We start from the raw sequence: 14,986 nt of genomic DNA, 5'->3' as shown, positions 1-14,986 counted from the left end.
CGTACCGACGCCGACCACATCACCGAATGGGACACCGGCGGCGAAACCAACCCGGAGAATCTGCAGTTGTTGTGTCGCAAACACCACAACCTCAAAACCCACCACGGCTGGCAAGCCAAAGTCCTGGACCCAGAAACCAACACGATCCAATGGACCTCACCACTGTGCAACACCTACCTCACCGAACCCGTCGGAACAGGAACCGGCACCGGAACCAGCACCGGAGTCGGCTCGGGATCAGGTTCAGGTCGAGGCTTAGGCGCACAAACCGGCGCCGGCGACGGCACTCGCACCGGCGTGGGGGTCGACCCGTGGGGCACACCCCGCGACAACGATTCCGACAGTAATAATTCCGGCAGTGCGGGTGCGCGCAGCAACAGCAACTATGCCGCACAAGACGACTCGAGCAATCCGGCGCCCTGGACGTTCTCAGCACAAACATTCACAGCGCAACAAAACACCGACGCCGCGAACGGGCCCTGCTTCAAATGCCTCCGCCACGAATGCTCCACACCCGGCCACGACAACCGGATCGGGCCCTTCAACGACCACTCCGTCAGCTACCAAAACTCCCTCGCCGAAGGCTTCCGGCCCATCCAAGGACCGCATAACAAACCCGCCTCCACCCCACAGCACTTCACCGCCACCGGGGTTGACGACAACCCACCCTTCTAAACCGCGACCAACGCGGAACCCGGCGGCCGCGCGCCGCGCGTCTCTTGAACCCCCAAGCACCCCAGAACCAAGGTACGCACGCGTGATCAGCCGGGAACACGCCGTCGAACCTCACCATAAAGACGAGAGCGCAAAATCCTTCCGCGGCACCCGGTCAGCCCAGTAGTGTGAGACCACCACAGTCTTCCAGCGACAAACGGAGCAACCATGGACAACGTCATCTCAGCGAACCGTACCTTTCACGTTTCCCCGCAGCGCGCCTACGACGCCTGGACGACTCCCGAGCAATTCGCTTATTGGTTCGGCACGGATCAGGTCACTATCCCGCTCGACACCGTCAAAATGGACCTTCGTCCAGGTGGAAAATGGGCGGCCCAAATGCATTTGCCGGACGGCAACGTCATTAATTGGGTGGGGGAGTACCGCGAGCTTGACCCCGGAAACCGCATCGCCATGACGATTACCGACCAACCTGATGACCCCGCTCAGGCACTCCTCGAGGTGGACTTCAACCCCGAATCCGATGGTGAAACCAACGTCGCTATAACGCAGGAGGCACCCGGGTTCAGCGCCGAGCAGATCAAGCAGACCGAGGCGGGTTACAACTCGTTCTTTGACTCCATGGCCACACTTTTTGAGCGGCGCTAAGCCAAGTTCAACGCAGGACCAATCGCGTCAACGCCCTGCGAGAGCGGCACACCCGATCCATCCCGGCGACCAAACTCCGTCGGAAGCGCCCGCGCAACGCCTTGGGCTGAAACCGCCTTCGCAGGTCCGTGACCGGCCCACGCCAAAATCAGCGAATCTTCGCCCTTCAAGAATCGGTGCGCACGCACGCCGCCAGTCGCGCGGCCCTTCCCCGGGTACTCGGCAAACGGCGTGATCTTCACCGACCCCGGCGAAACACCCGGAAGCGCGCCGGACGCCGACGCAATGGTCACCACAACGGCCGCAGCGTCGGACGGGGAAACCGCGCCAAAGAACAACACCTGATCGCCGCTGGCAAGCTTGATACCCGCCATGCCACCCGCGTTGCGGCCCTGAGGGCGAACCGTGCTCGCCGGGAAGTGCAACAATTGTGCGCCCTGGGTGATGAACACCAACTCATCGTCGGCGCCAGCAGCAACAGCGCCCACCACCGCGTCGCCCGGCTTGAGCGAAATCACCTCAAATTCATCGCTGTTTTGCGGGTATTCGGGGGTGACCTGCTTGACCACTCCGTGCTTAGTGCCCAGGGCAATGACCTCGCTTACCGGCACCAGCGACAAGAGGCTCTCACCCGGTTGCAACGTCAAGAAGTCCTTTGCCGCCACCCCGCCGCTCAGGTTTGGCACTCCGGACGCCGGCGGCAACGCCGGCATGTCGACGACGTTCACCCGGATCATCCGGCCCAAGGAGGTAATGGCACCGACCTGGGCACGCGCCGTCGTACTGAGCGCCGCACGGAAGGCATCATGCTTCACCCGCTGCCCGCCATCCACCAGCGCACCCGCGTCCGCGGTGCGCGCCAGCTGACCGGAAGTGCTCAAGATGACCCAGCACGGGTCATCGGGAACCTCGAGCGCAAGAGCGGCAGCCTTAGCCCCGCCATCGCCCCCGGACGCCTTCGCCATGGCCGAGGCGGGAACCGTGCTCGCCTCCGACTCCAACAACACGGTGCGCCGATCCGTCCCAAACTTCTCCGCGACCTCTTCCAGCTCGGCGCACACCACATCGCGCAACACCGAGTCAGAGCCCAGAATCTCTTCCAGCTCGGCGATCTGCTTCGCCAACTCGTCCCGCTCGGTCTCCAACTCAATCCGCGAGAACTTTGTCAGGCGACGCAACGGCAGGTCCAGAATGTAGTTCGCCTGCACTTCGCTCAGGTCATAAATGGCCATCAGCCGCTCGCGTGCGGCGCCCGCATCATCCGAAGAACGGATCACCTGGATGACCTCGTCAATATCCAAAATGGCAATGAGCAGGCCATCGACCAGGTGCAACCGATCCTGCTTCTCCTTGAGCCGGAACGCGGTGCGGCGGCGCACCACCGACAAGCGGTGATCCACGTACACGCGCAACAAATCCACAAGCCCGAGCGTCTGCGGCTGCCCCTCGACCAGCGCCACATTATTAATGCCGAACGAGTCTTCCATCGGCGTCAACCGGTACAGTTGCGCCAGCACCGCTTGCGGGTTGAATCCGTTCTTGATCTCAATGACCAGGCGCAGCCCGTGCTTCCGGTCGGTCAGATCCTGCACCGCAGAAATGCCCTGCAGCTTCTTCGCGTTGACCGCATCCTTGATCTTTTCAATGACCTTTTCCGGCCCCACCAAGTACGGCAACTCGGTCACCACGAGTCCGGTGCGCCGCGCCGAAAGCTGCTCGACCTCCACCTTGGCCCGCGTCTTAAACGAACCGCGTCCCGAAGCGTACGCGTCACGGATCCCCGACAACCCCACAATCTTGCCGCCAGCCGGAAGATCCGGGCCCGGCACAAAGCGCATGATCGCCTCAAGGTCGGCATCGGGGTTGCGTATCAGGTGAATTGCGGCGGCGACCACCTCGCGCAAATTGTGCGGCGGCATATTGGTCGCCATGCCCACCGCAATGCCGGCGGCACCATTGACCAGAAGGTTCGGGTAGGCCGCCGGGAGCACCTCGGGTTGCATGAGCGCGCCGTCATAGTTCGGCACAAAATCAACCACGTCCTCTTTCAGATGCGCGGTCAACGCCTCCGCCGCGGCGTCCATCCGCGCCTCGGTGTAGCGCGGCGCGGCAGGACCGTCATCGAGCGAACCGAAATTTCCGTGCCCGTCAATGAGCGGCAACCGCAGCGAGAACGGCTGCGCCATGCGCACCATCGCGTCATAGATCGCGGTGTCGCCGTGCGGGTGCAGCTTGCCCATGACCTCGCCCACCACGCGCGCGCTCTTCACAAACGCGCGGTCCGGGCGCAGCCCCATGTCCGTCATCATGTACAAAATGCGCCGTTGCACCGGCTTCAGCCCATCGCGCGCATCCGGCAGGGCGCGCGAATAAATCACCGAATAGGCGTACTCCAGAAAGGAGTCCTGCATTTCCGAGGTGACATCGATATCGACAATGTTTTCGACAAAGTCGTCAGGGGCGTCGGTCGAGGTGCGGCGAGGCGTCACGAATGAAAAATCCTTCAACAAAAAATTGCTACTAGGCTGAGTCTATGGGCCAGGTGAGAGGATACCCGGAATATTGGGAAGCTGACGTCGTGTTGCGCGACGGCGTGACCGCGCACATCCGCCCGATCACCCCGGAAGACGCCCCCGGAGTCGAGCAGTTTCACCTCGGCCAGTCCGAAACCTCCATCTACTACCGTTTCTTCACCTACAAATCCACGCTCACCCCGAAGGAACTCGAGCGGTTCACCAACGTGGACTACCGCGACCGCGTCGCCTTCGTGATCACCGCGGGCGGCCACATCATCGGCATCGGCCGCTACGATCGGCTGAACAACCCGACAGAAGCCGAGGTCGCGTTCAATATCGCCGACGCGCACCAGGGCCGCGGGCTCGGCTCCATCCTGCTAGAACACTTGGCCGCCGCCGCCCTAGAAAACGGCATCACCCGTTTCAGCGCCGAAGTCCTCCCGGAAAACCGCAAAATGCTCGCCGTCTTCTCCGACGCGGGGTACGAAATTCAGCGCTCCTTCGACGACGGCGTCATTGCGGTCCACTTCGACATCGACCCCACCGCAAAGTCCCGCGCCGTCATGGAGGCCCGCGAGCACCGCGCCGAAGCCCGCAGCGTCGCCGAGGTCCTGCGCCCGCAACGCGTCGCGGTGGTCGGCGTCAGCAAAAGCCCCACCACCATGGGCCGCATGGTTTTCAACCACATTCGCGACGCCGGGTTCACCGGAACCGTCTACGGCGTCAACGCCCGCCTGGCCGCCGCGGACCCCGAGCAACGCCTCTACCCGCGCCTCAGCGATCTCCCCGAAAATGTGGACCTCGTGGTCATCGCGGTCCCGAATCGCAACGTTCATGAGGTCATTGCCGAGTGCGCAGGCAAGCGCGCAAAAGGCTTGCTGGTGTTAAGCGCAGGGTACGCGGACGACGGCGATGCCGGGCTCGAGCGCCAGCGCCACCTTGTGCGCGAAGCACGAAAAAACGGCATGCGGGTCCTTGGTCCCGCATCGCTGGGCATTTCCAACACCGACCCAGAAATCAAGCTCAACGCCTCACCGGCGCCACAACTGCCCAAGCGCGGCAGGGTGGGAGTCTTTACCCAGTCGGCCGCGCTCGGCTCGCTGCTTTTCGCCTCCGCCGCGCGCCGCGCAGTGGGCATCTCCACGGCCGTCTCGGCAGGAAACCGCGCCGACATTTCCGGAAACGACCTCATGCAGTACTGGGAAGACGACCCGAATACCTCGGTCGTTGGCATGTACTTGGAATCCATTGGAAACCCGCGCAAGTTCTCCCGCATCGCCCGGCGTCTGGCACTGACCAAACCGGTCATCGTCGCGAAATCCGATGTCATGGGACTCCAACTCCCGCCCGGCCACGTGGTGCGAACCACTCAGGCTCCCGCCGGCGCCCTGGATGCGATGATGCGCCAATCCGGCGTGATCCGGGTCAAAAGCAACGACGAGCTGGTCGACATTGCGATGGTGCTTGCCAGTCAGCCGGTGCCGCTTGGCTCCCACATTGCGGTGCTCTCCAATTCGCTGGCCCTCGGAAAAGTCGTCGCAGATAACGCGAGCGCCTGGAACCTCACACCCACGGTGCTCACCGCAAACCTGAACCTCTCGGGCAATACCGAACGCATCACCTCCCAACTCGCTAAAGCCGTGACCGAGGTGCTTTCGGGCACCCAGGCGGATGCCGCCGTCGTCACTCTCATCCCCACCCCGGGCGTGGCCACGGACACCCTTGCCGCCACCATTTACAACGCCGCCCGCGCGGCCGGGAAGCCCGTGGTCGCCAGCTTTGCCGGCGTCATGGACCAGTCCTTGGAAGCCTCCGGCCTCGTCACGGGACCCGACTTCGACCCGGCTCCCGACGGCCTGGATCAGGGCCTGCCCTGCTACTCCAGCCCCGGGGCGGCGGTTCGTGCCCTTGGCGCCGCGACCCGTTACGGGATGTGGCGGGCACGCGACCACGGCGAATACCTGGAACCCGAAGGCATCCGCGACGAGGACGCAACCCGGTTGCTTGAGCACTGGATGAAGGACGTCAACGGCGCACAACTGCTCACCCTGGACTCGGAGGAGAGCGTCCAACTGCTGGCAAGCTACGGCGTGAGGGCGCTACGCACCATCAAGGTCAGCACCGCTCAAGAAGCTGTCGCAGCGGCACACCTCTTGGGTTGGCCCGTCGCACTGAAGTCCACTGACGCCTACTTGAGACGGCGATTGGATTTGGGCGGCGTCAGGTTGAACCTCGGAAATCCCGTGCAATTGGCCGAGGCCGTGGACTCGATGAAAGAAGAACTGAGGGCATACGGCCGCAGCGGAATGGAAGTGCAAACCATGGCCGAACCCGGCCAGGCGTGCGTGATCCGCGCCATGGAAGACCCGCTGCTGGGCCCAGTGATTTCCTTCGGCATGGCCGGGGACGCCACCCAAATACTGGACGACTGGGCGCACCGCATCACCCCGCTGACGACCCAGGATGTGGCCGATATGGTGCGCCAACCGCGTGCTGCCATCAAGTTAGCCGGTCACCAAGAGAGCTTCGCGGTGGATAAAGGGGCGCTTGAAGACGTACTCATGCGCATTGCCGTCCTGAAGGACCGCCACCCCGAAATTGCCTCGATCAGCATCGACCCGCTCTTGGTGCACCGCGATGCCGTCGCACTTAGTGCCACCATCATGCTGGGCAATCCAGAGCAGAGAACCGACAGCGCCCGCCGGGCAATGAGAGACTAGGGAACATGACGCCAGCAACACCATCCAGCGCCGATCATCTGCTCACCTCCTTGGAGCGCTCCGGTTTTTACCCCGCCATGATGGCCGAGGTGCTCGTGGACGCCTTGGACGGCGCCGAGGCACGCGCCGACTTTGTGCATCTGGAAACGCACTTTGATCACAATGAGGTACACCGGCACTCCACCGTTTTGGTGCTCACCGATGATGTGCTTTTGGCCTCCCACGTGGATGATCACCAAATGAACGAAGAAGGCACCCATGTGATGGCCCAAATATCCACCGAGGCCATCCCGCTTGATCGCATCTCGACGGTCACGTTGACCTATGTCTATGACCAACCGCAGAACTTTACTCCGGGCACCGGACCCCAAGAGCTCACCCTCTCGATTGCGTGGACCGGCGGCCAGCGCTTGGACATTGCGCCGGCCGGATGCCCGGACCCCGATTGCGTTGCGGACCACGGGTACGCCGGTTCGCTGTCCACCGAGGACATCATTATTCGGGTCAGCGCCGAGGCCGACGGTATCGACACACTACGCGAGGCCAGCGCGTTCGCGAAGGCGTTGCGCAAGGCGACCTCCACCCGCGGCCGCTCGTGAGCACCCCGCTTCCGGCAGGGCCCGCCTTTTCCGGGGCGAGCCTCACCCAGGTGTTGCCGAGCGTCGCCAACGCACTTGGTCTAGCCGGTTTCCGCAACGAGCTGGATCTTCCCGACACCCGCAACGCCGTTATCGTCATGGTGGATGGTCTGGGGGCCGGCCAGCTCATGGAGAATCGTGCACATGCCCCCATGCTGGCTCGCGCCATTCGCGATGGGGGTCTGCGCACCCTGCAGACGGTCGCTCCCAGCACCACGGCCGCGGCGCTAGCCAGCTTTGCCACCGGATTGCCGCCGGCGCTCACCGGCATGGTCGGTTATGACGTGTTGGATCCGGATCAAGACAAGGTCGTCAACATGTTGGGCGGGTGGGACGCGAACGTCGATCCGCTGTCCTGGCAGACGCACCCCACGATCTTTGAAAAAGTGCAACCAGAGATTCAGGTCAGCACCGTCTCGCTACCGCACTTTGAACGCTCCGCGCTGACACGCGCGGCCCTCCGCGGTGGCGATTTCATTGGATCCAAGAGTGTCAGCGCCCGGGTGACGCATGTGAAAACCATCATGGAAAACCGGCGGGCGCGCCACCTGGTGTACCTGTACTGGAACGAGCTGGACAAGGCCGGCCACCGCTATGGCGTGCGTTCGCCGCAGTGGTTGCGCGAACTCGAAGAGCTGGACTTTAACATCTCACGCTTGGCGCGCTCCCTCGGCGACAACACGAGCATCCTGATGACCGCCGACCACGGCATGGTTGACATCCCGGCCGAGAACCGGCTCGATGTCAGCCACATGGACGCGCTCTTCAGGGGTGTGCGGCACACCGGGGGAGAACCCCGCTTCCTCCACCTCTATCTGCAACCCGAGCTGGGGACAAACTACGCCGAGCATCTGGCCAGCGAATGGCGGAACGAGTTTGGCGACCGCGCCTGGGTTGCCACCCAGGCCGAAGCCGTCGAGCTCGGCTGGTTTGGTCCGGCCGGACAACGCCCAAGCGAGAGAGTCGCGTCCCGCATTGGCGATGTCCTCGTCGCGGCGCGGGAGAACATCGCCCTTTATGACTTGAATCGGGTTTCGCTCGCCTCGATGGAGATGGTGGGACAACACGGTTCGCTCACCGACGCCGAACTGGGTATACCGCTGTTGCGAGTGAACTAGAGTTGAGGCGTGGCTGAACTCGTTTTCTTTTCCGGGACCGTGGACAGTGGCAAATCCACACTCGCACTTCAAATGAACTACAACCACAGTGTGCGCGGTCGCCGGGGACTCATCTTTACCAGCCATGACCGCTCGGGCACCGCGGTGCTTTCGTCCCGCCTCGGATTACAGCATGAGGCGATCGAGGTGGATCCGCAGCTCGATTTCTGGGAAGAGATTGTGCGGCGCAAAACCCACGGCGAAGCGATTCACTACCTCGTGTGTGACGAGGCACAGTTTTATTCACCGGAACAGATTGAACAGCTTGCCCGGCTTGTAGATGAAATGGGCATTGACGTTTTCACCTTCGGAATCACCAGCGATTTTCAAACCCGCCTGTTCCCGGGCTCGCGTCGACTCCTGGAATTGGCCGATCATGTGAAGCCGCTCCAGGTCGAAGCCCTGTGCTGGTGCGGCAAGCGTGCCACCCACAACGCCCGCACCCAGGACGGTGTCATGGTCGTCGAGGGGGAACAAATGGTGGTTGGCGACGTGGACCAGCGGGCCGCAACCGGCTACGAAACGCTGTGCCGCCGCCACTACATGCAAAGAATGACGGCCGGACGTGCCCGGCAAATCCCGGAAACGGCAGAACTACTTCCTTTCGACCTGCCGCCCGTGTAGGGGAGAGTTAGTCGTTCTTCGCGCCGAAGACAATTTCGTCCCAGCTCGGAACGCTGGAGCGCTTGTGCTTGAGACCGCGCTTAGCGCGGGCGTTGTCGGCCCCGGCGTCCTCCTCGGCCGCTGGTTTCTCCCGCTCGAGATCGACCGAAGCGGTATCCGTGTCCACGTCCTGTTGCAGGTTGATCGGATCATCCTTGGGCTCGGGTGCCAATCGCAAACCGCCAAAGAGCTGCTGCTGGCCTTCCAGTTCATCGGCCGAAGAATCAGATTTCCCCGACTTACCGGCCGCCGAGTCTTCGCTCGCATCACCCTTGGCCCCGGGGACCGGTCCCTTCGCGATCATGGCGGCCAACGCGTCATCGCTGATCTCATCGGTACCCAGACGTTGACCGCGCCGTTCCATGAGCATGTCCAAGAGCTCCGAGTGTTCGTCGGGGCCGGTATCGTCTTGCCCGTCATCTACCCCAGAACCGTCGGTGGCGGGCTCTGTGCCGGTCACCTCGCTCGGATCGGTGCCGCTGGTCTCGACGTCAAACACCGAGGACGGCACGGCCACGAGCCGTCGCGAGGGGAGCGGGCCGTCGATGGGCTCCATCTCGCTGAGCACCTGGGCCCACCGGTTCGCGTTGCTCAAGGACGCCGAGGACGCCTTAAAAATCCACCGTGCCAGCGGCGGTTCGCCAATCGTGTTGCTGGCATCCTTACCCAGTTCAAAGGCGAGAACCACATTCCAGGAACCGTCCTCGCGCTTGAACGTGTCCCAGGTCGCAGAGTCTGTATCGGCGCCAAAGGCTTCGAGCCGGTGGGCCACCATCTCGCCCAGGTTCGCCGAGGAGTTCCCAAAGGCCTCGCGGTAGCCATCTAGAAGCCCATCCGGCTCGGCAACGATCACGCCTTGAGCACGGGAGGCAATGTATTCGCGTTCTGCCAGGACCGGACCCTCAAAGCGTTGCACCATGGACAGCGGCGCGCCGGTCTCTTGTGCCACTTCCGCCGCGCTCGCACCGGCGCGGATCCGCGCTTGAATGTCGCGAGGCGAGGGAGGGGCAGCGTCACCCCCGGATTTAGCCAGCGGCGTGGGGTGGGTTTTCAGGGCCGCGCGGATGTCATCATTCAACGCGAGTGTGAAGTGGGTGCCGCTCTCATCGCTGAGCACGAGCGTTGACGTCTCGGCATCGACACTGACGAGGTGAAGTTCTTGCATCACGATTCCTTGAGTTGCACTATTCCTTGCCAACACTCTTACATTGCGTGCGCTGCAAGCGCCGGAATTAGGGCGGGTGTGGCGCACATTGGGCCCGGAATAAACCCAGACCTTCAACCGTTGCTTGCACTGATTGCCGCCCGCAACGCGAGCCGAAGAACTAACGATCGGAACACTTTTCTCACGAATCGTGCTCTGAGTTGGCATTTTGCCGCGGAATGGGCAACAATCTTTCGCGAGAGAAGACCATCCGACCGGAGTGAATTTTAGATTATGGCAACTGATTACGATGCACCGCGCAAGACTGATGATGACCTGAGCGAGGATTCCATTGAGGAATTGAAGTCGCGACGGACCAACACCCAGTCCGCGGTTGTCGACGAGGATGAGACCGAAGCCGCCGAAGGTTTTGAACTTCCCGGCGCCGATCTCTCCGGTGAAGAGCTCTTGGTGCGGGTGCTCCCGGCTCAAGCCGATGAGTTCACGTGTTCCTCCTGCTTCCTGGTACGTCACCGTTCCCAGATCGCTCGAGAAAAAGACGGACTCCTCTTCTGCAAGGATTGCGAGGGCTAAAGAGCCTCGCGGGCTTCCTGAAGCGCCTTCACCACGTCCAAGGGATGACGGGTGGACACCAACCAATACGGTGTGGTGTCCGCGTCATCCACCACGAAAACTTTCACCACGGGGGAAACCCAGCCCCGTATGCACAAATATGCCAGCCCGTGCAAACGGGTGCCGCGCTCAGCGGTGGCGGCATCGCCGTCGTACGCCTCGATGTCTCCCAAGTATTGGTGTTCAATTCTCGCCTTGCCCGCGGTGAATGCGTCCCGGGTGACCATGATGACCGGGGAGGCCGCGATAAAGGCGATCGCCACGGCGGCGGTGACGGCGATGCACCCGGCAATCGCTACCGGCAGGTTGATCGGCAGCAGGGCAAGCAGGGTTGCGCCCGCCACAAACAACACGAAAAACCACACCCCGACGCTGGGGTAGAGCTTCTCCCGGTACAAAATCGCGGAGCGGGCTTGTGTAAGGTCTGTGGTGTGGGGTTCGGCCATAAAATCTAGCTTGGCATTTGCCGCGACGCCTCGCAAAACCGACGCACACCGCGCGCGCCGGGAAATGAACGCCCATCACCACAATCGAGGTCATCCGTGAACCAGCCGACGAACACCGACGCCGAGCCCACCATGACGGTGCGGGTCAAACAACTGGATCCCGGCATCGAGCCGCTCGATTACGCACATGTGGGCGATGCGGGCGCGGATTTGCGCTCCACCATTGATCTTTCCCTCGCTCCCGGGGAGCGCGCTCTCATTCCGACCGGGATCGCAATTGCACTGCCACTCGGGTATGTTGCGCTGGTGCACCCGCGCTCCGGTCTCGCCGCCAAGCACGGCATCAGCATTGTGAATACGCCCGGCACGGTGGACGCCGGTTACCGTGGTGAGATCAAAGTCACCCTGATCAACACCGATCCGCGCGAAACTTTCACCGTTGCCCGTGGCGACCGCATCGCGCAAATGGTCATTCAACGAGTGGAAATCGCGCGTTTCGAGTACGTGGATGAACTCGATCAGACCAGCCGCGGCGAGGGCGGATTCGGCTCGACCGGGGGCTTCGCATCCTGATCTAGACTGGTGTACGTGCGCAGTTCTGGAAGGAGCCACCATGGCCTTTGGCCGATCCAAAAAGTCGTCTAAGAAGCAGTCCGGGGAATCGGTTGACCCCTACGCCAACATCCACCTGGGCAAGAACGTCGAGCAAAAACCCGTCGAGGAGACGAGCGGACCCTTCGACATTGCCGACCATCCCGACGACGACGGCTACATCGATCTCGGCGCGCTCAAGATTCGCCCGGTCGATGAGCTAAACATTCGGCTCGAGGTGGAGGAAAAGACTCAGCGGATTGTGGCCGTCAGCGTGGACTACCAGGGTTCCACCTTGCAGATGCAGGTGTTCGCGGCACCCCGCAAGGACGGGTTGTGGGAGGAAATTCGCGGGCAGATCACCGAGTCGGTCACCCGGCAGGGCGGCACGGCAGAAGAGAACGACGGCGTGTTCGGCCCGGAAATTTCGGCCAAGCTTCCCGCTGTGGCACAGGATGGTTCCAAAGGTCACCGGGTGGCCCGGTTTGTGGGCGTGGACGGTCCGCGCTGGTTCTTGCGCGGCGTCATCGGCGGGTTGGCCGCTACCAGCGCCAAGGACGCCGAAGCGTTGGAAGAGATTTTCCGCACCACGATTGTGGTGCGCGGCGAGGCCCCGATGCCGCCGCGCGAGTTGCTGACCCTGAGCGCACCGGGAGCGGTGCAAACCCCGCCCGCATCGCCCTTGGACACCGCGCCGCAAACCGGCCCGCAACCGGGGGAGCGCGGACCGGAGATTACCAAGATCGGCTAATGGCCCTGTCTCGATTGAGCGCCGCGGATCGCCGCTCGCCCTCCCGCGGCCGCATTAGCGCCATCACCATCCAGCCGGGCGAATCGGCGCCGCGATTCACCGCCGTCGTCGAGTTGCAAGAACCCGATGCCGGGCAAGAGCACCAGGTTCGTCTAGTGTGGCTCGGCCAACGCGACATTGCCGGGCTGGTACCGGGAACGGTTCTAGAATTTTGGGGGCGAGTGACCCGGTGGCAGGGCAAACCGGTCATCTTTAATCCCCGCTACGATTTGCTGTACACACCCACAAGGAAAATGACATGAGTGCGACGCCGCCCGAGAACGACCAGCCCAAAGCGTTTTGGCAGCAGGTCTCCGAAACCATGGCGTCCAAGAGCGGTGTCAAACAGGGCGAGGACGGCCAGATCGATGTGCTGGCGAGCATCGGCGGGGTGCGCGGCATCATTGAGAGCGTCGCGCCAGCATTCTTGTTTATTGTGCTGTACACGATCACGAGCGACCTGTGGCTTTCGGTCATGGCGGCGGTAGCGACCGCCGCGGTGCTCACCGTGATTCGACTGATTCAGCGCGACCCGTTTATGCAGGCGGTCGGCAGTTTGATCGGCGTCGCGATTTGCGCGTTTGTGGCGAATCAGACCGGGGAGGCCCGCGACTACTTTGTTCCCGGCTTTTTCATGAGCGGCGGCACCGTGGTGGTGCTGGTGGGTTCGATGATTGCCAAGTGGCCGCTTCTGGGTGTCGCCTTTGGCTACCTGCGCGGGGAAGGCCTGGAATGGCGCCAGCTCCCGGCGCGCATGCGCGTCTACCAATGGGCGACCTCCATTTTGGCCGCGGCGATGCTGCTACGCCTGATCGTCCAGGTTCCGCTGTATCTCACCGACAATGTGACCGCGCTGGGAGCCTCCCGGTTAGCCATGGGAGTCCCGCTGTACGCCTTGGCCGTGTGGATCGCGTGGATTGTGTCCTCGCCGCGGCGCGGAACCCGGGGCGCCAAGCCACCGGAGAATCAGCGCGGCTCAGGCCAGTAGCGCGCGCAGATCGTTTTCGGCGGCGATTGTGGTCACAAAGAACAGTTCGTCGCCGGATTCAATGACATCGTCTTCGCTGGGAGTGATGGGCTGTTCATCGCGCAAAATGGCGACGACCGTGGCGTCCGTCGGCCAGGAAATGGAGCCGATCGTCGCGCCAATGAGCGCGGATTCGTTCGGCACGGTGAATTCCACCAGGGATGACACGCCCGTCTGGAGGGTCAAGAGCCGCACCACGTCACCCACTTCGACGGCCTCTTCCACGAGGGCGGTCATCAGCCGCGGCGTGTTCACTGCCACGTCCACGCCCCAGGCGTCATCAAACATCCAGTCGTTTTTCGGGTTGTTTACCCGGCCCACCGTGCGGTTGACCCCGAACTCGGTTTTGGCGAGCAGGGAGACCACCAGGTTGACCTTGTCGTCACCGGTGGCGGACACCACAACTTCGGCGGTGTCCAAGTCGGCGTCTTTGAGGGTTGTCAGCTCGCAGGCGTCGCCGATGAGCCAGGTCGCCCCGGTGATGCCGCTGCGCCCCACTGCCTCGGGCTTTTCGTCAATGAGCATGACTTCGTGCCCGTGGCTCAAGAGTTCTTTCGCGATGGAGGAACCTACGCTCCCGGCACCGGCTATGACTACGCGCATGGGCTACTCTCCCTCCAAATCCAGGGCCGGGGCTTGTGAAAACACCTTGGCAATATCGGAGAGGCGGTCCCCGGCCATCATCGCGTGCACCACATCGCCGTCCTGATAGACCATGTCGGCGCTTGGCAAGGTGCCCTCGCCAAAGCGGGTCACAAAGGCGATACGCACTTCCCCGGCCTTCTCAATATCGGCCAGGGGAGTCCCGATCCACCCCTCGCCCAAGGGAAGCTCGCCCAGGACCAGACGTCCCGAGGCTTCCCGGAAATCGCTGTCAATGCTTCCTTCGGGCAAGATCCGGCGCAACACCTGATCGGTGCTCCACCGCACCGCTGCGACCGTGGGGATGCCGAGCCGCTGATAGATTTCGGCGCGCCCCGGATCGTAGATGCGAGCGACCACGCGTTGCACGTGAAAGTTCTCGCGGGCCACCCGAGTGGCAAGAATGTTGGAGTTGTCGCCGCTGGAGACCGCGGCAAAAGCGTAGGCTTCCTCGATGCCCGCGGCCCGTAGCGTGTCCCGGTCAAAACCGACGCCGGTCACCTTCTGGCCGGCGAAGTCCCGGCGCAATCGGCGAAACGCCCGCTCGTCCTGATCGATAATGGCAACGGTATGTCCGGAATCCTCCAGGGTGTGGGCCAAATTCGCCCCCACACGACCGCAACCCATAATCACGTAATGGGCCACAACTCTCCTCATTGGCGCGTACAGTGTTCTGGGTCTAAGTGTTGCAGATTC

16 protein-coding genes are annotated in these 14,986 nt (G+C 62.7%); 11 read left to right on the top strand and 5 right to left on the bottom strand.

Features of this window, described 5'->3' with window-relative positions; genetic code table 11:
* Positions 1-675 (top strand): HNH endonuclease signature motif containing protein (locus O148_RS0108075; protein WP_026530511.1); only part of this gene is annotated, 675 nt, incomplete at its 5' end.
* A 207-nt stretch (positions 676-882) separates the two neighbouring features.
* Positions 883-1,323 (top strand): SRPBCC family protein, encoded by a 441-nt coding sequence (locus O148_RS0108070; protein WP_026530510.1) that lies wholly within the window; start codon positions 883-885, stop codon positions 1,321-1,323.
* Here the strand turns inward: O148_RS0108070 and O148_RS0108065 are convergent.
* Positions 1,320-3,812 (bottom strand): DNA gyrase/topoisomerase IV subunit A, encoded by a 2,493-nt coding sequence (locus tag O148_RS0108065; protein WP_035745448.1) that lies wholly within the window; start codon positions 3,810-3,812, stop codon positions 1,320-1,322. The two genes, O148_RS0108070 and O148_RS0108065, sit on opposite strands and share 4 nt — an antisense overlap.
* 44 nt (positions 3,813-3,856) lie before the next feature.
* On the opposite strand from O148_RS0108065, the gene O148_RS0108060 reads away from it, so the two are divergent.
* From O148_RS0108060 to O148_RS15565, 4 genes are read left to right on the top strand one after another with little or no spacing between them, the layout of a single operon-like run.
* Positions 3,857-6,559 carry a bifunctional acetate--CoA ligase family protein/GNAT family N-acetyltransferase gene (locus tag O148_RS0108060; protein WP_026530508.1) on the top strand — a complete coding sequence of 901 codons (2,703 nt, stop codon included), beginning with the start codon at positions 3,857-3,859 and terminating at the stop codon, positions 6,557-6,559.
* Between the two features lie 5 nt (positions 6,560-6,564).
* On the top strand, positions 6,565-7,158 hold the full coding sequence (locus tag O148_RS18115) for a DUF5998 family protein (protein ID WP_051620001.1): 594 nt from the start codon (positions 6,565-6,567) through the stop codon (positions 7,156-7,158).
* Positions 7,155-8,315: an alkaline phosphatase family protein gene (locus O148_RS0108050; protein ID WP_026530507.1), complete on the top strand. Its 1,161-nt coding sequence runs from the start codon at positions 7,155-7,157 to the stop codon at positions 8,313-8,315. Before O148_RS18115 ends, O148_RS0108050 begins: the two co-directional genes overlap by 4 nt.
* A gap of 9 nt (positions 8,316-8,324) precedes the next feature.
* The gene (locus O148_RS15565; RefSeq protein WP_035745446.1) at positions 8,325-8,978 is read left to right on the top strand and encodes a thymidine kinase; all 654 of its coding nucleotides are present in this window, start codon (positions 8,325-8,327) and stop codon (positions 8,976-8,978) included.
* 7 nt (positions 8,979-8,985) lie between these two features.
* Here O148_RS15565 and sepH read toward each other — a convergent pair whose 3' ends face one another.
* Positions 8,986-10,182 carry a septation protein SepH gene (gene sepH / locus O148_RS0108040; protein ID WP_026530506.1) on the bottom strand — a complete coding sequence of 399 codons (1,197 nt, stop codon included), beginning with the start codon at positions 10,180-10,182 and terminating at the stop codon, positions 8,986-8,988.
* A 273-nt stretch (positions 10,183-10,455) separates the two neighbouring features.
* Between sepH and O148_RS0108035 the strand changes: the two genes are divergently transcribed.
* Complete coding sequence (locus O148_RS0108035; RefSeq protein WP_026530505.1) at positions 10,456-10,755, top strand: DUF4193 domain-containing protein; 300 nt, start codon at positions 10,456-10,458, stop codon at positions 10,753-10,755.
* Here O148_RS0108035 and O148_RS0108030 read toward each other — a convergent pair.
* A complete protein-coding gene (locus O148_RS0108030) occupies positions 10,752-11,240 on the bottom strand; it encodes a DUF3093 domain-containing protein (RefSeq protein ID WP_026530504.1) in 489 nt (162 codons plus the stop codon). The two genes, O148_RS0108035 and O148_RS0108030, sit on opposite strands and share 4 nt — an antisense overlap.
* 132 nt (positions 11,241-11,372) lie before the next feature.
* Here O148_RS0108030 and dut point away from each other — a divergent pair, with 132 nt between their 5' ends.
* From dut to O148_RS15560, 4 genes are read left to right on the top strand one after another with little or no spacing between them, the layout of a single operon-like run.
* The gene (dut, locus tag O148_RS0108025) at positions 11,373-11,813 is read left to right on the top strand and encodes a dUTP diphosphatase (RefSeq protein WP_035745505.1); all 441 of its coding nucleotides are present in this window, start codon (positions 11,373-11,375) and stop codon (positions 11,811-11,813) included.
* Positions 11,814-11,853: 40 nt separating this feature from the next.
* Positions 11,854-12,582, top strand: coding sequence for a DUF3710 domain-containing protein (locus O148_RS0108020; protein WP_026530502.1), 729 nt, complete (start codon positions 11,854-11,856; stop codon positions 12,580-12,582).
* Complete coding sequence (locus tag O148_RS0108015; protein ID WP_026530501.1) at positions 12,582-12,884, top strand: single stranded DNA-binding domain-containing protein; 303 nt, start codon at positions 12,582-12,584, stop codon at positions 12,882-12,884. Before O148_RS0108020 ends, O148_RS0108015 begins: the two co-directional genes overlap by 1 nt.
* Positions 12,881-13,609: a DUF3159 domain-containing protein gene (locus O148_RS15560; RefSeq protein ID WP_035745444.1), complete on the top strand. Its 729-nt coding sequence runs from the start codon at positions 12,881-12,883 to the stop codon at positions 13,607-13,609. The genes O148_RS0108015 and O148_RS15560 overlap by 4 nt, the downstream gene beginning before the upstream one ends.
* Here O148_RS15560 and O148_RS15555 read toward each other — a convergent pair.
* Entirely contained in the window at positions 13,598-14,251 is a 654-nt protein-coding gene (locus O148_RS15555; protein ID WP_051620000.1) for a potassium channel family protein, read from the bottom strand. The two genes, O148_RS15560 and O148_RS15555, sit on opposite strands and share 12 nt — an antisense overlap.
* 3 nt (positions 14,252-14,254) lie before the next feature.
* On the bottom strand, positions 14,255-14,935 hold the full coding sequence (locus O148_RS0108000) for a potassium channel family protein (protein ID WP_026530500.1): 681 nt from the start codon (positions 14,933-14,935) through the stop codon (positions 14,255-14,257).
* Positions 14,936-14,986 lie beyond the last annotated feature (51 nt).

Source organism: Haematomicrobium sanguinis DSM 21259 (assembly GCF_000688395.1).
Taxonomy (GTDB): Bacteria; Actinomycetota; Actinomycetes; order Actinomycetales; family Micrococcaceae; genus Haematomicrobium; species Haematomicrobium sanguinis.
Note: the sequence above shows the minus strand (reverse complement) of the source record. Positions and strands in the feature narration are given on the sequence as shown.